Origin of the sequence: Microbacterium californiense, from assembly GCF_047246625.1 — a bacterium.
Classification (GTDB): domain Bacteria; phylum Actinomycetota; class Actinomycetes; order Actinomycetales; family Microbacteriaceae; genus Microbacterium.
This window is the reverse complement of record NZ_JBFOKQ010000002.1, coordinates 198,749-216,831: the sequence shown is the minus strand read 5'-3', so window position 1 is coordinate 216,831 and position 18,083 is coordinate 198,749. Positions and strand designations below refer to the sequence as shown.

At 69.9% G+C, this 18,083-nt stretch carries 16 protein-coding genes; all 16 read left to right on the top strand.

The window, feature by feature from the left end; translation table 11 throughout:
• The first annotated feature begins 14 nt into the window (after window positions 1–14).
• The 16 genes from AB3M82_RS12320 to dnaE all read left to right on the top strand — a co-directional run bounded on the left by AB3M82_RS12320 (window position 15) and on the right by dnaE (window position 18,069).
• Window positions 15–1,427 (top strand): UDP-N-acetylmuramoyl-tripeptide--D-alanyl-D-alanine ligase, encoded by a 1,413-nt coding sequence (locus AB3M82_RS12320; RefSeq protein ID WP_412958234.1) that lies wholly within the window; start codon window positions 15–17, stop codon window positions 1,425–1,427.
• On the top strand, window positions 1,424–2,530 hold the full coding sequence (gene mraY, locus AB3M82_RS12315; protein ID WP_412958233.1) for a phospho-N-acetylmuramoyl-pentapeptide-transferase: 1,107 nt from the start codon (window positions 1,424–1,426) through the stop codon (window positions 2,528–2,530). The genes AB3M82_RS12320 and mraY overlap by 4 nt, the downstream gene beginning before the upstream one ends.
• Window positions 2,520–4,058 carry a UDP-N-acetylmuramoyl-L-alanine--D-glutamate ligase gene (gene murD / locus AB3M82_RS12310; RefSeq protein ID WP_412958232.1) on the top strand — a complete coding sequence of 513 codons (1,539 nt, stop codon included), beginning with the start codon at window positions 2,520–2,522 and terminating at the stop codon, window positions 4,056–4,058. Before mraY ends, murD begins: the two co-directional genes overlap by 11 nt.
• The gene (gene ftsW, locus AB3M82_RS12305; protein WP_412958231.1) at window positions 4,027–5,268 is read left to right on the top strand and encodes a putative lipid II flippase FtsW; all 1,242 of its coding nucleotides are present in this window, start codon (window positions 4,027–4,029) and stop codon (window positions 5,266–5,268) included. Before murD ends, ftsW begins: the two co-directional genes overlap by 32 nt.
• Window positions 5,265–6,344 (top strand): UDP-N-acetylglucosamine--N-acetylmuramyl-(pentapeptide) pyrophosphoryl-undecaprenol N-acetylglucosamine transferase, encoded by a 1,080-nt coding sequence (locus AB3M82_RS12300; protein WP_412958230.1) that lies wholly within the window; start codon window positions 5,265–5,267, stop codon window positions 6,342–6,344. Before ftsW ends, AB3M82_RS12300 begins: the two co-directional genes overlap by 4 nt.
• Window positions 6,345–6,356: 12 nt before the next feature.
• Window positions 6,357–7,754 (top strand): UDP-N-acetylmuramate--L-alanine ligase, encoded by a 1,398-nt coding sequence (gene murC / locus AB3M82_RS12295; RefSeq protein ID WP_412958229.1) that lies wholly within the window; start codon window positions 6,357–6,359, stop codon window positions 7,752–7,754.
• Window position 7,755: 1 nt separating this feature from the next.
• Window positions 7,756–8,676 carry a cell division protein FtsQ/DivIB gene (locus AB3M82_RS12290; RefSeq protein WP_412958228.1) on the top strand — a complete coding sequence of 307 codons (921 nt, stop codon included), beginning with the start codon at window positions 7,756–7,758 and terminating at the stop codon, window positions 8,674–8,676.
• Between the two features lie 190 nt (window positions 8,677–8,866).
• Window positions 8,867–10,021 (top strand): cell division protein FtsZ, encoded by a 1,155-nt coding sequence (ftsZ, locus tag AB3M82_RS12285; protein WP_412958227.1) that lies wholly within the window; start codon window positions 8,867–8,869, stop codon window positions 10,019–10,021.
• Between the two features lie 4 nt (window positions 10,022–10,025).
• The gene (locus AB3M82_RS12280; protein ID WP_412958226.1) at window positions 10,026–10,751 is read left to right on the top strand and encodes a YggS family pyridoxal phosphate-dependent enzyme; all 726 of its coding nucleotides are present in this window, start codon (window positions 10,026–10,028) and stop codon (window positions 10,749–10,751) included.
• A gap of 44 nt (window positions 10,752–10,795) precedes the next feature.
• Window positions 10,796–11,275, top strand: a complete 480-nt coding sequence (locus AB3M82_RS12275) for a cell division protein SepF (RefSeq protein WP_412958225.1) — start codon at window positions 10,796–10,798, stop codon at window positions 11,273–11,275.
• A 3-nt stretch (window positions 11,276–11,278) separates the two neighbouring features.
• The gene (locus tag AB3M82_RS12270) at window positions 11,279–11,575 is read left to right on the top strand and encodes a YggT family protein (RefSeq protein ID WP_412958224.1); all 297 of its coding nucleotides are present in this window, start codon (window positions 11,279–11,281) and stop codon (window positions 11,573–11,575) included.
• A gap of 150 nt (window positions 11,576–11,725) precedes the next feature.
• The gene (locus AB3M82_RS12265; protein ID WP_412958223.1) at window positions 11,726–12,322 is read left to right on the top strand and encodes a DivIVA domain-containing protein; all 597 of its coding nucleotides are present in this window, start codon (window positions 11,726–11,728) and stop codon (window positions 12,320–12,322) included.
• A 10-nt stretch (window positions 12,323–12,332) separates the two neighbouring features.
• A complete protein-coding gene (gene lspA / locus AB3M82_RS12260; RefSeq protein WP_412958222.1) occupies window positions 12,333–12,902 on the top strand; it encodes a signal peptidase II in 570 nt (189 codons plus the stop codon).
• Between the two features lies 1 nt (window position 12,903).
• Window positions 12,904–13,824 carry an RluA family pseudouridine synthase gene (locus AB3M82_RS12255; RefSeq protein ID WP_412958221.1) on the top strand — a complete coding sequence of 307 codons (921 nt, stop codon included), beginning with the start codon at window positions 12,904–12,906 and terminating at the stop codon, window positions 13,822–13,824.
• Between the two features lie 48 nt (window positions 13,825–13,872).
• Window positions 13,873–14,445 carry a GNAT family N-acetyltransferase gene (locus tag AB3M82_RS12250; RefSeq protein WP_412958220.1) on the top strand — a complete coding sequence of 191 codons (573 nt, stop codon included), beginning with the start codon at window positions 13,873–13,875 and terminating at the stop codon, window positions 14,443–14,445.
• A gap of 105 nt (window positions 14,446–14,550) precedes the next feature.
• Complete coding sequence (gene dnaE, locus AB3M82_RS12245; protein WP_412958219.1) at window positions 14,551–18,069, top strand: DNA polymerase III subunit alpha; 3,519 nt, start codon at window positions 14,551–14,553, stop codon at window positions 18,067–18,069.
• Window positions 18,070–18,083 lie beyond the last annotated feature (14 nt).

Below are 18,083 nucleotides of genomic sequence, written 5' to 3'. Positions count from 1 at the left end.
CGCCTGGAGATGTCATGATCGCCCTGTCGCTCGCTGAGATCGCCGCAGCCACCGGCGGTGAACTGCGCCTCGCCGGAGAGGATTCGCCCGAGACCGTGGTGGACGGCGTCGTCGACACCGACTCCCGGAACATGGGGCCGGGAACGATCTTCGTGGCCAAGCCCGGCGCCGAGACCGATGGGCACCGCTTCGTGGGTGCGGCGGTCGAGGCCGGCGCGGTGCTCGCGATCGTCGAGCGACCCGTGGACGAGCCCGTGAGCCAGGTCGTCGTCGCGGATGCCGTGGCGGCCCTGGCCGATCTGGCTCGCGAGGTCGTGGGACGCGTGCGGTCGGCGAGCGATCTGCGGATCGTGGGGATCACCGGCTCGAACGGCAAGACGACCACCAAGAACTTCCTCGCGCGCATCCTCGCCGACGAGGGCGAGACCGTCGCACCGATCAACTCGTACAACAACGAGGTGGGGGCACCGGTCACCATGCTGCGCGTGACCGCGTCGACCCGTTTCCTGGTCAGCGAGTTCGGCGCCGCCGGTGCCGGGAGCATCGCGCGGCTCGCCGGGCTCGTCGAGCCGGACGTCGCGGTCGTCCTGATGGTGGGCCTGGCGCACGCCGGCGGCTTCGGCGGCATCGAGGCGACGGCGAAGGCCAAGGCGGAGCTCGTCGCGGCCGCACGAGCATCCGGCACCGCCGTGCTCAACGTGGACGACGCGCGGGTGGCGGCCATGCGCGCTCTCGCGGACGACCGGGGCATGCGCGTCGTGGGCTTCGGACACGGCCCGGCCGCCGACGTGCGCGCCCACGAGGTCGAGGTGACGGCCGAGGGCACGCGCTGCGTCATCGAGGCGGAGGGCGAGCGCCACCCGCTCCACCTGCAGGTGCTCGGCGCGCATCACGTCACGAACGCCCTCGCCGCGATCGCCGCCGCCGGCGTGCTCGGGGTGCCGGCATCCGACGCCATCGCACGTCTCGAGACGGTCGAGATCGCCGAACGCTGGCGCATGCAGCCGATGGGCAACGACCGGGTGCGCATCATCAACGATGCCTACAACGCCAGCCCCGACTCCATGGCCGCGGCGCTGCGCACGCTCGCCCAGATCACGGGTCCCGAGGAGCGCACCGTCGCCGTCCTCGGCGCGATGAGCGAACTCGGCGAGAGCGCGGGGGAGGAGCACGACCGCATCGGACTTCTCGCCGTGCGCCTGAACATCCGCCGCATCGTCGTCGTCGGACCCGAGGCCCGTCGCCTCTACCTCGCAGCCGTCGGCGAGGGCTCGTGGGACAGCGAGGCCGTGCACCTGCCCGATCAGGACGCCGCGTTCGAGTACCTGCGCACCGAGCTTCGCGACGGAGACCGCGTCCTCGTGAAGTCATCCAACTCCGTGGGCCTCCGGCATCTCGGCGATCGTCTGGGAGAATTGTTCTCGTGAGGTCACTCATCATGGCGGCGGCGATCTCGCTCGCCTTCACCCTGTTCCTGACACCCGTCTTCCTCCGGCTCTTCCGGAAGTGGGGATGGGGCCAGGTCATCCGCACGCCCGAGGCCATGGAGAATCCCAGCCACGAGGCGAAGCGCGGGACGCCCACCATGGGCGGAGTGATCTTCATCGCCGGCACCATCGTCGGCTACTTCACCGGCGTGTACGTCGGAGGAGGGGTCCCGGCGCTGTCGGCGATCCTCGTCATCTGGCTGATGGTGGGCTTCGGCGTGGTCGGCTTCATCGACGACTACATGAAGGTGCGCAGCCAGCGCAGCCTCGGGCTGTCGGGCTGGCGCAAGGTGATCGGTCAGCTGCTGGTGATCATCCCCTTCGGCATCGTCGCGCTCAACTTCCCCAACGCCTTCGGGCAGACACCGGCCAGCGAGTCGATCTCGCTCTTCCGCGACATCAGCTGGCTCAACCTCTTCGCGTTCGGCGTGGTGCTGGGGTGGGTGCTGTACCTCGCCTGGATCGCGATCATCGGCGTCGCCACCTCGAACAGCGTCAATCTGACCGACGGTCTCGATGGGCTGGCGGCCGGCGCCGGCGTCATCGTGGTCGGCGCGTACAGCCTCATCGCCTTCTGGCAGTTCAAGCAGCCGTGCATCGGCGGCGACGTCGACGCCCTGGGCGGCTGCTACGAGGTGCGGGACCCGTTCAACCTCGCGATCATCGCCGCCTCCTTCGCGGCCAGCCTGATCGGCTTCCTGTGGTGGAACGCCCCCAAGGCCAAGGTATTCATGGGCGACGTCGGCTCGATGGCGATCGGCGGCGTGATCACGGCCCTCGCCATCCTCACCCGCACCGAGCTGCTGCTCATCGTGCTGGCCGGCGTCTTCGTGCTGTCGTCGGGATCCGTCATCCTGCAGCGCGCGTACTTCAAGCTCACCCGCGGCAAGCGGCTGTTCCTCATGAGCCCCTTCCACCACCACCTGGAGATGCGGGGATGGGCCGAGGTGACGATCGTCGTGCGCCTGTGGATCATCACGGGGCTGCTGGCCGTCTCGGCCGTCGGTTTGTTCTACGTCGAATGGCTCACCCGTGTCGGTTGACGAGCGCCTCGCCGGGCTGACGAGCTGGGACGCCGACTGGCGCGGACTGCGCGTCGCGGTGCTCGGGCTGTCGATGACGGGCTTCTCCGCCGCCGACACGCTGGCGGAGCTGGGCGCCGACGTGCTCGTGCTCAGCGAGGACGCCGCGGAGGAGTACGCGCGGCTCGTCCCGGTGATCGGCGCGCGACTCGAGCTCGGCCCCCTCTCGGACGTGCCCGCGGCTCTTCGCGACTTCGCCCCCGACGTCGTCCTCGCCTCGCCCGGGTTCGCGCCCTCGCACCCGGTGATCCGTTGGACGCAGGAGGCGGGTATCGCCCTGTGGGGAGACATCGAGCTGGCCTGGCGGGTGCGCGACAAGGTCACGCGCGCCGACGGCTCTCCGGCCGACTGGGTGCTCATCACCGGCACGAACGGCAAGACCACCACGACGCAGCTCACCGCGTCGCTGCTCGTCGAGGGCGGCCTCCGCGCTGCTCCGTGCGGGAACATCGGCGTGCCCGTGCTCGACGCGGTCCGCGATCCGGCGGGCTTCGACGTGCTCGTCGTCGAGCTCTCCAGCCACCAGCTCTGGTACCTCGGCCAGTCGCGCTCCGAGGGGCAGCTCGTGCCGCACGCCGCCGTCTGCCTCAACCTCGCCGACGACCATCTGGTCTGGCACGGCAGCGCCCAGGCGTACCGCGACGCGAAGGCCCTGGTCTACCGCAACACCCGTGTGGCCTGCGTCTACAACAAGGCCGACGAGGCGACCCGGCGCATGGTGGAGGAGGCGGACGTCGTCGAAGGCGCCCGCGCGATCGGCTTCGACCTGGGCATCCCCGGTCCGAGCGACCTGGGGATCGTGGAGGGCCTGCTGGTCGATCGGGCCTTCCTCGACGACCGCGCGCGCAGCGCCCTCGAGCTGACCACGGTCGCCGACCTCGAGCAGGCCGGCCTCGCCGCACCGCACATCGTGCAGAACATCCTGGCCGCCAGCGCGCTCGCCCGCTCCCTCGGCGTCGAGCCGGAGGCGGTGCACAGTGCACTGCAGGCCTTCCGCCTGGACGCCCACCGGATCCAGATCATCGCGCGCCACGCGGGCATCACCTGGGTCGACGACTCGAAGGCGACCAATCCCCACGCGGCGGCGTCGTCTCTGCGCGCCTATCCCGGCGCGGTGTGGATCGTCGGCGGCGACCTCAAGGGCGTCGACATCGCCGATCTGGTCTCCGACGTCGGCGGTACCGCGCGGGCCGCCGTGGTGATCGGCGTCGATCGGGCCGATGTCGTCTCGGCATTCCGGCGACACGCGCCCACGGTGCCGGTGTTCGAGGTGGATGCTGGCGACACTGGACAGGTCATGAACCGTGTCGTGGAGATCGCGGCGGGGATCGTCGACGGCGAGGGAACGGTCCTGCTGGCCCCGGCTGCGGCATCCTTCGACCAGTTCTCGAGCTACGCGGATCGCGGCCGCCGCTTCGCCGAAGCGGTGCGTGACTGGATCGACCGGGGGAGCGCCGATGACGCAGGTGACTCGCCCACCCGGCTCTGAGCCCGGCGGTCTCGCGGCGCGCGTCTCGCTCGGCCGGCGGTTCACGCCGGTGTCGAGCGAGTTCCTGCTGATCGCCTCGACCGCTCTCCTCCTCACGCTCTTCGGACTGGTCATGGTGCTGTCGGCCACGAGCGCCACCGCCGTGGCGAGCGGCAACGACCCCACCAGCGGTGCGCTGCGGCAGGGGATCTTCGCGCTGCTCGGCGTACCGCTGATGTTCCTCATCAGCCGGTTCCCCCTGCGCTTCCTCAAGCGGATGGCCTGGCCGGCCCTGTTCCTGGCGGTGGCCCTGCAGCTGCTGGTGTTCACCCCGCTGGGCGTGGCCGACGGCGGCAACCGGAACTGGATCCAGCTCGCGGGCGTGCAGATGCAGCCCTCGGAGTTCCTCAAACTCGCCCTCGCCCTCTGGATCGCCTTCGTGCTGCTGCGCAAACGGGCGATGCTCGGTACCTGGCACCACGTCTTCATCCCGGTGATCCCGGTGGGCGCGCTCGCGATCGGCACGGTGCTCGCCGGTCGCGACCTGGGGACGGCGATGGTGCTCGTCCTGATCCTGCTCGGCTGCCTGTTCTTCTCGGGCGTGAAGCTCCGGCTGTTCATCATCCCGGTCGTGCTGGGCGTCGTGGCCGTGCTCGCCTACGCGCTCTCGAGCGCCGACCGCATGCGGCGCATCACCGCGAACTGCGACGACATGGCGCTGTACCACACCGACTGCTACCAGTCGATCCACGGCATCTGGGGGATGGCCAACGGCGGCATCTTCGGACTGGGCCTCGGGAACTCGCAGGAGAAGTACGGCTGGCTGCCCGCCCCGGGCAACGACTTCATCTTCGCCATCGTCGGTGAGGAGCTCGGGCTGATCGGCTGCCTCGTCGTTCTGGCGCTCTTCACGTTCTTCACGGTGGGCGCCTTCCACATCATCCGCAAGACGCCCGATCCCTTCGTCCGCGTCGCCGCCGGCGGCATCACGGTCTGGATCGTCGGACAGGCGGTGCTGAACATCGGCGTCGTCGTCGGCCTGTTCCCCGTCATGGGCGTGCCGCTGCCGTTCATGTCGCAGGGCGGCACCGCGCTCCTCGCCGTGCTCATCGCGTGCGGCGTGCTCCTGGCCTTCGCCCGGACGATCCCCGTGGCCGATCGGCGCGACGCGACGGCGTCGCGGCCGGCTCCCCGGAATCCCCCGACCGGGCGGGGTAGGGTCGCTCGGTGACCTCGTACCTTCTCGCCGGCGGTGGCACCGCCGGTCATGTGAACCCCCTGCTCGCCGTCGCCGACGCCCTCACCGCGCGCGCGGCGGATGCGAGCGTGCTCGTCCTCGGCACGGCCGAGGGGCTGGAGTCGCGTCTCGTCCCGGCCCGCGGCTACGAGCTGCTCATCGTCGACAAGGTCCCGTTCCCGCGTCGGCCGAACCGCCAGGCGCTCGGCTTTCCGCAGCGCTTCCGACGAGCCATCGCGCAGGTCCGCGCGCACATCCGGGCGCATGGCATCGACGTCGTGGTGGGGTTCGGCGGCTACGCCTCGGCTCCCGCCTACGTCGCCGCGCGCCGCGAGGGCATCCCCTTCGTGGTCCACGAGGCGAACGCCAAGCCGGGGCTGGCGAACGTGCTGGGCGCCCGTGGGGCGGCCGCCGTCGGCGTCGCGTTCGAGGGCACGCCCCTGCGTCGCGCAGAGGTCGTCGGGATGCCGCTGCGCCGCGAGGTGGTCTCCCTCGATCGAGCCGCCGTGCGCGCGGAGGCGGCCGAGCACTTCGGGCTCGACCCGTCGCGCCCCGTTCTCCTGGTCTTCGGCGGGTCGCTGGGCGCTCAGCGCCTCAACGAGGCGTTCGCTGATTCGTGGCAGGACGTGCGGGATGCCGGCTGGCAGCTGCTGCACGTCACGGGGGAGCGGAGCGAGCTCGCCGACCCGGGTGCACCCGGCTACACGATGCGCCGCTACGTCGACCGGATGGACCTGGCCTTCGCCCTCGCCGACCTCGTCGTGTCGCGCGCCGGTGCGGCGACCGTGAGCGAGATCAGTGCCCTCGGCATCCCCGCCCTGTACGTGCCGTACGCGGTCGGCAACGGGGAGCAGCGGCTCAACGCCGGTTCGGCCGTGGCGGCCGGAGCCGCCCTGCTCCTCGAGGACGCGTCGTTCGACGGCGAGGCCGTGCGCCGTACCGTCGTGCCGCTGCTGGGGGACCCCGACCGGATCGCCCGGATGGCCGCCGCCGCGGCGGACGCGGGCACCCGTACCGGGACCGAGAACCTGCTGTCCCTCATCGACCGTGCGCTGGGCGCCGCGAACTAGACTGGCCACGACATGATCAGACCCGACCTCTCCCTCCCGATCCCCGACACCATCACCTCCGCGCACTTCATCGGCATCGGCGGTTCGGGCATGAGCGGCCTCGCCCGCATGTTCCTCGACGCCGGCATCCGCGTCTCGGGCTCGGATCGCGCCGACAGCGACAACCTCCGCGCCCTCGCGGCCGCCGGAGCCACCGTGCACGTCGGGCACGACGCCGCGCATCTCGGAGACGCCGACACCGTCGTGCACACGGGCGCCATCTGGCCCGAGAACCCCGAGTTCGTCACGGCGAAGGAGCGCGGGCTGCACGTCATCCATCGCTCCCAGGCCCTGCACTGGCTGATCGGTCGTCGCCGACTCGTGTCGGTGGCGGGCGCGCACGGGAAGACGACCTCGACGGGGATGATCGTGACGGCGCTGCGCGAGCTCGGGGCCGACCCGCACTTCGTCAACGGCGGGGTCATCGAGCAGCTCGGCGTCTCAAGCGCCACCGGATCCGGCGAGCTGTTCGTCATCGAGGCCGACGAGTCCGACGGCACGTTCCTGCTCTACGACACCGCCGTCGCTCTGATCACCAACGTCGACCCCGACCATCTCGACCACTTCGGGTCGGAAGAGGCGTTCCACGACGCGTTCATCCGGTTCGCGGATGCCGCGACCGAGGCCGTCGTGATCTCCAGCGACGACCCGGGAGCGCTGCGGGTCGGCGCCGGGCTGTCGCACCGAAACGTGATCACCTTCGGGCAGTCGGAGGATGCCGATCTGCGCCTCACCGATGTGACCGCCGCGGCGCACGTGTCGGCGACGCTGACCCGCGGGGGCGAGAGCGTGCGGATGACCCTGGCGGTGCCGGGGGTGCACAACGCCGTCAATGCGGCCGGCGCCGTCGCGGTCCTGCAGGCGCTCGGGTACGGTCTCGCGGAGGCGACGCGGGCGGTCGAGGGCTTCGCCGGGACCGTGCGCCGTCTCGAGCAGCACGGCGTCGAGCGCGGGGTCAGGGTCTACGACGACTACTCCCATCACCCCACCGAGGTGCGCGCCGCGCTGGAGGCGCTGCGCAGCATCGCCGGCTCGGGGCGGATCATCGCGATCCAGCAGCCGCACACCTATTCGCGCACGCAGCACATGTACCGAGAGTTCGCCGAAGTCCTGGAGACCCACGCCGACCACACGGTGATGCTCGATGTGTACGGCGCCCGGGAGGACCCGGTGCCCGGCGTCACCGGCGAGCTGGTGAGCGGCGCGTTCCAGGACCCCGCCCGCGTCCACTTCGTGGCCGACTGGCAGCAGGCCGCGGACTACACCGCGAGCGTGGCCGGCGACGGCGACTACGTCATCACCCTGGGCTGCGGCAACGTGTACCAGATGATCCCGCAGGTGCTGGAGGCGCTGCGCCGGACCGAGGCGTAGCGTGCGTCGGCCCGCACCGCTTCCGAACCGTCCGGAGGACCGGCGCGGGCACGAGCGCGACGACTCCGCGCCAGGCCGGGGCTCCGTCGTCCTCGACCCCGAGGACACCGGTGCTCCCGACAGCGCGGCGCCCTCCGGGCCGGCGCCGGAGGAGGGGGCGCCGATCTCGACGTCGACGCGGGACGTCTGGCGCGCGGCGCGCGCACGACGCAAGGCCCTGCGCGCCGAGATCCGTCGGTTCACGCAACGGTCACGCCGTCGTCGCATCGTCGGATGGAGCGTCGCGGGCGCGCTCGTGCTGCTCGTGGGAGGCAGCGTCGCCGCGGCCTACAGCCCGTTGTTCGCCGTGGAGAAGATCACGATCGTGGGTGCCTCCTCGCTCGACCCCGCCGTCCTCGAGGCCGCGCTGGCCGACCAGATCGGCACGCCTCTGGCGCTCGTCGACAGCAGCGAGGTCAAGGCGGCCCTTCTCGCTTATCCGCTCATCGAGACCTACGCGCTGGAGGCGCGCCCGCCGCACGACCTGACCGTGCGCATCGTCGAGCGCACCCCCGTGGGGGTCATCGTCTCGGATGCCGGCTACACCCTCGTGGACGCGGCCGGCGTCGCGCTGTCGACCACGGCGGAGCGTCCCGCCGGACAGCCCGAGCTCGACATCACCGGCGGTGTCGGTTCCCGGGCCTTCGAGAGCGCCGGGCTGGTGATCCGCTCGCTCCCGGCGGACGTCCGGTCCCAGCTCACGGCCGTGCGGGCTTCGACCGCCGACGACGTCACCCTGACCCTCGAGAGTGGGCTCACGGTGCTGTGGGGGAGTGAAGAGGAGTCCGTCCTGAAGGGCATCGCGTTGGCGAAGGCCCTGGCGGCCAACCCGGGGGCGTCGTCGATCGACATCTCGTCGCCGGACGTCGCAGTCGTCGGCTGAGACCGGCACGGCGCCTGAGGACACCGATATCTCGGTGGAACGGGCGACACGCCCGTGTCGCTGCGCGCACGGGCGGATGCTGCGCATACCTTCGAAACAAGAGAACGCAATACCGGGAAATACTTTACACCTCTAGTTGAGGTTTAAGGTTCACCCACTTCAGGCTCGACAACAACTCGGAGGCCGGCACATGAGCCAGAACCAGAACTACCTCGCCGTGATCAAGGTCGTCGGCGTCGGCGGTGGCGGCGTCAACGCCGTCAACCGCATGATCGAGCTCGGTCTCCGCGGAGTCGAGTTCATCGCCGTCAACACCGATGCGCAGGCGCTGCTCATGAGCGACGCGGACGTCAAGCTCGACGTCGGCCGCGAGCTCACCCGCGGCCTCGGCGCGGGCGCCGACCCCGAGGTCGGCCGTCGTGCCGCCGAGGATCACGCCGAGGAGATCGAGCAGGCGCTGACCGGCGCCGACATGGTCTTCGTCACCGCCGGCGAAGGCGGCGGAACGGGCACCGGCGGCGCCCCCGTGGTGGCCCGCATCGCCAAGTCCATCGGAGCCCTCACCATCGGTGTCGTCACCAAGCCGTTCTCCTTCGAGGGCCGTCGCCGCCAGAGCCAGGCGGAGGCCGGTGTCGCGAAGCTCAAGGAAGAGGTCGACACCCTCATCGTGGTGCCGAACGACCGACTCCTCGAGATCAGCGACCGCGGCATCTCGATGATCGAGGCCTTCGCGACCGCCGACCAGGTGCTGCTCGCCGGTGTGCAGGGCATCACCGACCTCATCACGACGCCCGGTCTCATCAACCTCGACTTCGCCGACGTGAAGTCCGTGATGCAGGGCGCGGGGTCCGCGCTCATGGGCATCGGCTCGGCGCGCGGCGCGGACCGGGCCATCAAGGCCGCCGAGCTGGCGGTCGAGTCCCCGCTGCTCGAGGCGTCGATCGAGGGCGCCCACGGCGTCCTGCTCTCCATCCAGGGCGGGTCCAACCTCGGCATCTTCGAGATCCACGACGCGGCGGACCTCGTCAAGGAGGCCGCGCACCCGGAGGCCAACATCATCTTCGGTACCGTGATCGACGACACGCTCGGCGACGAGGTGCGCGTGACGGTGATCGCCGCCGGCTTCGACGGCGGCGAGCCCTCGCTGCGTCTCGACCCGATGGTCGTGAGCCGGCCCGCGAGCACGGCTGCGCTGCCCGAGGTCACGCTGACCGAGGAGCCCGCGGCCCCCGCCGCGTCGGAGGAGGCCGCCGAGCGCCCCGCCGCGCCGCAGCGCACCACGCCCACCAGCATCGAACCGGCGTTCGCGGATGACGACATCGACATCCCCGAGTTCCTCAAGTGACCCGATGCCGGCGGACGCCGGAGGCGTGACCTCCGCAGACGACGAGCGCCTGGCACCGCTCGGCGCGCGATTGGCGGCGATCGACGCACGGATCGCCGACGCCGCGCGCCGAGCGGATCGCCGGCCGGAGGACATCACGCGGATCGTCGTGACGAAGTTCCACCCGGCGTCGCTCGTCCGCGATCTGCGTGCCCTGGGCGTGCAGGAGGTGGGCGAGAACCGCCAGCAGGAGCTCTCCGCGAAGCGGGACGAGCTCGCGGACGTCGACCTCCGCTGGCACTTCATCGGCCAGGCCCAGACGAACAAGGCCGGAGCGATCCGACGCAGCGCGGATGCCGTGCACTCCGTCGACCGCGCGCGCCTCGCCGACGCGCTGCACCGCGCGGCCGAGGACGACGATCGGCTGGACGTGCTCGTGCAGGTGAATCTCACCGCCGACGCCGGACGCGGGGGAGCCGAGCCGGGTGCTGTCCCGGCCCTCGTCGAGCACGTGCTGTCGCTCGACTCGCTGCGGCTGCGCGGCGTGATGGCGGTCGCCCCTCTCGACGAGGAGCCGGCCGCCGCCTTCGCCCGGCTCCGCGGGATCGCCGACGGGGTCCGCACCCTCGCCCCCGCGGCCACGTGGATCTCGGCCGGCATGACCGGCGACTTCGCCGAGGCGATCGCCGCCGGCGCGACACACCTACGCATCGGCTCGGCAATCACCGGACCGCGCCCCGACCGGGGTTAACCTCTAGACAGACCAGACCCGCACCGTTCGAACCGGAGGACACGATGGGCAACCCGCTGAAGAAGACGATGGTGTACCTCGGCCTCGCCGACGAGGAAGAAGCCTATGAAGAGGAGCAGCAGACTCCTGTCCGCGCCCAGCGAGAGCGCGACCGCGACCGGGACCGGGAAGAGCCGGCTCCGGCTCCCGTCACGCCGCTGCGCCGCCCCGTCGCCGTCCGTCAGCCTGCGGCGGGCGCTGTGAACGAGATCCTCACGGTGCACCCGAAGCAGTACCGCGACGCGCAGCTGATCGCCGAGAGCTTCCGCGAGGGCGTTCCGGTCATCATCAACCTGTCCCAGATGTCCGACGCCGACGCGCGACGACTGATCGACTTCGCCAGCGGACTCTCGCTGGGCCTGTACGGCCGCATCGAGCGAGTGACCTCGAAGGTCTTCCTGCTCTCGCCCGAGAACATCGCGGTCTCGGGCCAGGGAGGAATCGCGCACGCAGACGCCGAGTCTGCGGGCTTCGACCACTCCTAACCCGTGGCGCTGGTCTCGGTCGCAGCGAGCATCGTCCATCTGCTGCTGCTGCTCTACATCTTCGTGCTCTTCGCGCGCCTGGTCCTCGACTACATCCCGCTGTTCAACCGCGAGTGGAGGCCGAAGGGCTTCGGTCTGGTCGTCGCGGAAGCCGTGTACACGATCACCGATCCGCCCATCCGGTTCTTCCGGCGGATCATCCCCCCGCTGCGCATCGGGACGCTCTCGCTGGACTTCGGATTCGCGCTGACGATGATCATCGTGCTCGTGCTGATGAACATCGTGCGCCTCTTCATCTGACCCCCGGTGCGGCGTGCCCGGGAGTCGCGACATCGCGACGCCGAGGCTCGGGGGCTATGCTGGCACGCAGGTGCGCGCCCCGGGTTCGCGCCACATCACGACCGCGCCATATCGAAACTGGCAACCGAACTCATCGAAAGAGGAGCCATCATGGCACTTACCCCGGATGACGTCGTCACCAAGCAGTTCCAGCACGTCCGCTTCAAGGACGGCTTCGACCCGGACGAGGTCGACGACTTCCTCGACGAGATCGTCATCGAGTGGCGCAAGGCCCTCGAGGAGAACGTCGAGCTGAAGGCGAAGCTCGCCGCCTACGAGTCCGGTGCGACTCCGTCGACCGAGCCCGCCGCTGCGGCACCCGCACCCGCACCCGCGCCCGCTCCGGTCGAGGCGCCCGCCGAGGCGGCCCCCTCCGGTTCCGCGACGGCCACCGCCGGCATCATCGAGCTGGCCCAGCGCCTGCACGACGAGCACGTCGCCGAGGGCGAGGCGAAGCGCGACCAGCTCATCGCCGAGGCCGAGTCCGAGGTCAACCGCATCCGCACCGAGGCCGAGGCGAAGCAGCGCGAGGAGTCGGCGCGTCTCGAGCGCGAGCGCAACGCTCTCGAAGCCCGAATCACCGAGCTCCGCAACTTCGAGCGCGACTACCGTTCGCAGCTGCGCGGCTACATCGAGGGTCAGCTCCGCGACCTCGACGAGAAGTCGGCTTCCACGGACTCCACGCCCGTCTCCGCGATCGGACTGTAGGGCCTAGGTCTTGAGCCGACGCCTTCCCCTTCGTCGGTCGGCGGCCGGTGCGATCGTTGCGATCCTCGCAGCGCTCGTGCTGGCCGCCGATCAGTTTGTGAAGTACCTCACGATCGAGAACCTGCCGTACCAGGAACCGGTCCCGGTCCTCGGCGAGTTCCTGCAGCTGTACTACGTCAGGAACCCCGGAGCCGCGTTCTCCCTCGGCTCCGACGTCACCTGGTTGTTCACCATCGCCCTCGCGGTCGTGGCCGGGGTGATCGTCTGGAAGGCGTTCGGACTCCGTTCGCGCCTGTGGGCCGTGGTCCTGGGCTGCCTCCTCGGCGGCGTCCTGGGCAACCTCGGCGACCGGCTGTTCCGTGACCCGGGCTTCCCCGTCGGCCATGTCGTCGACATGATCTCCATGCCGTGGATGATGCCGGCGATCTTCAACGTCGCCGACATCTTCATCGTGACCGGCATGATCTCGGTCGCACTGCTGGTGGTGTTCGGCCTCCGGTTCGACGGCACGCGCGAGCGCGATCACGCCCCGGTCGAGACCGATGAGGATGCCGAGGCCGCAGCGGCCGAGGAGCGCTGACGTGGAATCCCGCTCGCTGCCGGTTCCCGACGGCCTCGAGGGCGTGCGCGTCGATGCGGCCCTGGCCAAGATGCTGGGGTTCTCGCGTACCTTCGCGGCCGAGGTCGCCGGCGCCGGGGGCGTCAGCCTCGACGGCGTGACGCTCGAGAAGTCCGACCGACTCCATGCTGGCGGATGGCTGCAGGTCGAGTGGAGCCCCAAGGAGCAGCCGAGGATCATCCCGATCGCGGTTCCGGAGCTGGGGATCGTCCATGACGACGAGGACATCGTCGTGGTCGACAAGCCCACCGGCGTCGCCGCTCACCCGTCGCTCGGCTGGGAGGGTCCGACGGTTGTCGGCGCCCTCGCCGCCGCGGGTTTCCGCGTCGCGACGAGCGGAGCGCCGGAGCGCCAGGGCGTGGTGCACCGTCTCGACGTCGGCACCAGCGGCCTGATGGTGGTCGCCAAGACGGAGGCGGCCTACACCGCCCTCAAGCGCGCCTTCAAGGAGCGCACCGTCGAGAAGATCTACCACGCGGTCGTGCAGGGCCATCCCGACCCGCTGTCCGGCACGATCGACGCGCCCATCGGCCGCCACCCCCACCACTCGTGGAAGTTCGCGGTCACGCCGGACGGCAAGCCGTCGGTGACGCACTACGAGACGCTGGAGGCGTTCCCCGGCGCGTCGCTCCTCGAGATCCACCTGGAGACCGGGCGCACCCACCAGATCCGGGTCCACATGGCCGCCCACCGGCATCCGTGCGTGGGCGACCCCCTGTACGGCGCGGATCCGACCCTCTCGGCTCGGCTCGGGCTCACCCGGCAGTGGCTGCACGCTCACCAGCTGGCGTTCGCGCATCCGACGACGGGGGAGTTGGTGCAGTTCTCCTCGCCCTATCCCGACGACATCCAGCACGCCCTGAGCGTGCTCCGCGGGGACTGATCCCGTCCCGTCCTTCCGCGCGCCGGTCGCCTGCAGGAGACTGTCGTCATGAGCATCGAGGTGCGGCCGGCGACCGAGTTCGCCGATGTGGCGACGCTGGTCGGGCCGAAGAAGCCGACGTCCACCGTGTGCTTCTGCCTCAGCTACCGTCTGGGAAGCGCGGAGAACGGGGCGCTCCGGGGCCCGGCGCGGGCGGACCGGGTACGGGAGCTCTGCCGTCGGGACCCGCCGCCCGGCGTGATCGCCTACCTCGACGACGAGCCGGTGGGCTGGGCGGCGTTGCACCCGCGTCGCGAGACGAGCTTCGCGCGGAATCGGCTGATCCCGCACGTCGACGATCTGGACGTCTGGTCGCTGTGGTGCCTCCGCGTGCGGCCGGGGCATCGCAAGCAGGGCATCTCGCACGCCCTGGTCGACGGCGCTGTCGCGTACGCCTCCGCCCGCGGAGCCCCGGCGATCGAGGGGTACCCGGTGGACAACCGGGGCGAACGGGTCGATCTCACGATGGCTTACGTCGGCACGCGGAAGCTCTTCGAGGACGCGGGTTTCCGGAAGGCCGCCGACACCGGCTCGGTGCTCGACGGCTTCCCCCGCGTGCTCATGCGCCTGGGTCTCCGGTGAGTCGAGGGCCCCGCGGGACCGAGTCGCGGCAGCGCGGCCTCGGGACCACCGGCGACCCGGGTCCGGCGGCACCCGATGTCGGAAGCGAAACGTAGACTCGAACCCATGGCATCCGACTCCTTCGTCCACCTGCACGTGCACAGCGAGTACTCGATGCTGGACGGCGCGGCGAAGATCAATGCGATGACGCAGGCCGCGGCCGAGTACGGGATGCCGGCGATCGCGGTGACCGATCACGGCAACACGTTCGCCGCATTCGAGTTCTACAACGCCGCGCGCAACGCCGGCGTGAAGCCGATCATCGGTCTCGAGGCGTATGTGACGCCCGGGACCCATCGCAGCGACAAGACCCGTGTGCAGTGGGGTTCTCCCGATCAGAAGGGCGACGACGTCTCGGGTTCGGGCGCGTACACCCACATGACGATGTGGAGTCAGAGCACCGAGGGCATGCACAACCTCTTCCGGCTCAGCTCCCGCTCCAGCATGGAGGGCTACTACTTCAAGCCCCGTATGGACCGCGAGCTGCTGCAGACCTATGGCAAGGGTCTGATCGCGACGACGGGGTGCCCGTCGGGCGAGGTGCAGACGCGTCTGCGTCTCGGGCAGTACGAGGCGGCGCGCGCCGCGGCGGCCGAGTTCCAGGACATCTTCGGCAAGGAGAACTACTTCGCCGAGATCATGGACCACGGTCTCTCGATCGAGCGGCGCGTGATGACCGATCTGCTGCGCCTGGCGAAGGATCTCGACATCCCGCTGGTCGCGACCAACGACTCGCACTACACCCACCAGCACGAGGCCGACGCGCACGCGGCACTGCTCTGCGTGCAGTCGGGGTCGACGCTCGACGATCCGAACCGCTTCAAGTTCGACGGAGACGGCTACTACATCAAGACGGCCGCCGAGATGCGGCAGATGTTCCGCGATCACCCGGAGGCGTGCGACAACACCCTCCTGATCGCCGAGCGCTGCGAGGTCGAGTTCAACACCTCGGCGAACTACATGCCGAGATTCCCGGTCCCCGACGGCGAGACCGAGGACAGTTGGCTCATCAAGGAGGTCGAGACCGGTCTGCACTACCGGTATCCCGGCGGGATCCCCGACAAGGTGCGCAAGCAGGCCGAGTACGAGACCGGGATCATCCTGCAGATGGGGTTCCCGGGGTACTTCCTCGTCGTCGCCGACTTCATCAACTGGGCGAAGGACCACGGCATCCGCGTCGGCCCAGGCCGCGGCTCGGGCGCCGGGTCGATGGTCGCGTACGCGATGAGGATCACCGATCTCGACCCGCTCGAGCACGGCCTCATCTTCGAGCGCTTCCTGAACCCGGACCGTGTCTCGATGCCCGACTTCGACGTCGACTTCGACGACCGGCGCCGCGGCGAAGTCATCGACTACGTCACCGAGAAGTACGGCTCGGAGCGCGTCGCGCAGATCGTCACCTACGGCACCATCAAGTCGAAGCAGGCCCTCAAGGACGCCGGTCGCGTGCTCGGCTTCCCGTTCAGCATGGGCGAGCGTCTGACGAAGGCGATGCCGCCGCCCGTGATGGGCAAGGACATGCCGCTGGACGGCATGTTCGACTCCGCGCACCCCCGCTACAAGGAGGCGAGCGAGTTCCGCGCGCTCATCGAGACCGATCCCGAGGCGAAGACGGTCTTCGACCGCGCGCTGGGCCTCGAGGGGTTGAAGCGTCAGTGGGGTGTGCACGCCGCGGGCGTGATCATGTCGTCCGAGCCGCTGCTCGACATCATCCCGATCATGCGCCGCGAGCAGGACGGGCAGATCGTCACGCAGTTCGACTACCCGTCGTGCGAGACCCTCGGGCTCATCAAGATGGACTTCCTCGGGCTGCGGAACCTGACGATCATCTCGGACGCGCTCGACAACATCCGCACCAACCGGGGCGAGGAGCTCGACCTCGAGCACCTCGAGCTCGAGGACCGCGGCGCCTACGAGCTCCTCGCACGGGGAGACACGCTGGGCGTGTTCCAGCTCGACGGCGGTCCGATGCGTTCGCTGCTGCGGCTGATGAAGCCCGACAACTTCGAGGACATCTCGGCCGTCATCGCCCTGTACCGCCCGGGACCGATGGGGGCGAACTCGCACACCAACTACGCCCTGCGCAAGAACGGGCAGCAGCCGATCACCCCGATCCATCCCGAGCTCGAAGAGCCCCTGCGCGACATCCTCGACACCACGTACGGCCTGATCATCTATCAGGAGCAGGTGATGGCCATCGCCCAGAAGGTCGCCGGCTTCAGCCTCGGCCAGGCCGATATCCTGCGGCGCGCCATGGGCAAGAAGAAGAAGTCCGAGCTCGACAAGCAGTACGAGGGCTTCGCGGGCGGCATGAAGGAGCGCGGATTCGGCGAGGGGGCGATCAAGGCGCTGTGGGACATCCTGCTCCCCTTCTCCGACTACGCCTTCAACAAAGCGCACTCCGCCGCCTACGGGCTCGTCTCGTACTGGACGGCCTACCTCAAGGCGCACTATCCGGCCGAGTACATGGCCGCGCTGCTCACGAGCGTCGGTGACTCGAAGGACAAGATGGCGCTGTACCTGAACGAGTGCCGTCGCATGGGCATCAAGGTGCTGCCGCCGGACGTCTCCGAGTCCATCAACTTCTTCGCCGCCGTCGGCGACGACATCCGCTTCGGTCTGGGTGCGGTCCGGAACGTCGGCAGCAACGTCGTCGACGGCATCGTCCAGGCCCGCAAGGACGAGCGGTTCACGTCGTTCCACCACTTCCTCGACAAGGTGCCCCTGCACGTCGCCAACAAGCGGACGGTGGAGTCGCTGATCAAGGCCGGGGCGTTCGACTCGATGGGGGACTCCCGGCGTGCTCTCCTGGAGATCCACGAGGACGCCGTGGAAGCGGCGGTCGACCGCAAGCGGAACGAGGCCCAGGGCGCGATCGGTTTCGACTTCGACAGCCTGTACGACGGCATGGAGGAGGCCGCCCCCGCGAAGGTCCCGGCCCGGCCGGAGTGGATCAAGAAGGACAAGCTGGCGTTCGAGAGGGAGATGCTCGGGCTCTACGTCTCCGACCACCCGCTCGCCGGTCTCGAGGTCGCCCTCGCCAAGCACGCGTCGATCTCCATTCACGACCTGAACAACTCCGAGGATCTGCAGGACGGCGACCAGGTCACGGTCGCAGGACTCGTGACGAGCGTCCAGCACCGCGTGGCGAAGGCGAGCGGGAACCCCTACGGCATGATCACCGTCGAGGACTTCAACGGCGAGGTGACCGTGATGTTCATGGGCAAGACGTACACCGAGTTCCAGCACACGCTCCAGCAGGACGCCATCCTCGCCGTGCGCGGGCGCGTCTCGCGCCGTGACGACGGTCTCAACCTGCATGCGCAGTCCGCCTTCGCGCCGGACGTCGGTTCGTTCGACGCGGCGGGTCCTCTCGCACTGGTGCTCGCGGAGCAGCGGGCGACGGAGCGCGTCATGAATGAGCTCGCCGACGTGCTCCGCCGTCACAACGGGGAGACGGAGGTGCTGCTGCGCGTGCACCGCGGCGGCACCGCGAAGGTGTTCGAGGTGCCCCTGCCGGTGAAGGTGTCCGCCGACCTCTTCGGCGATCTCAAGTCCCTGCTCGGCCCGGCCTGTCTGGGCTGAGCGGGTAGGATCAG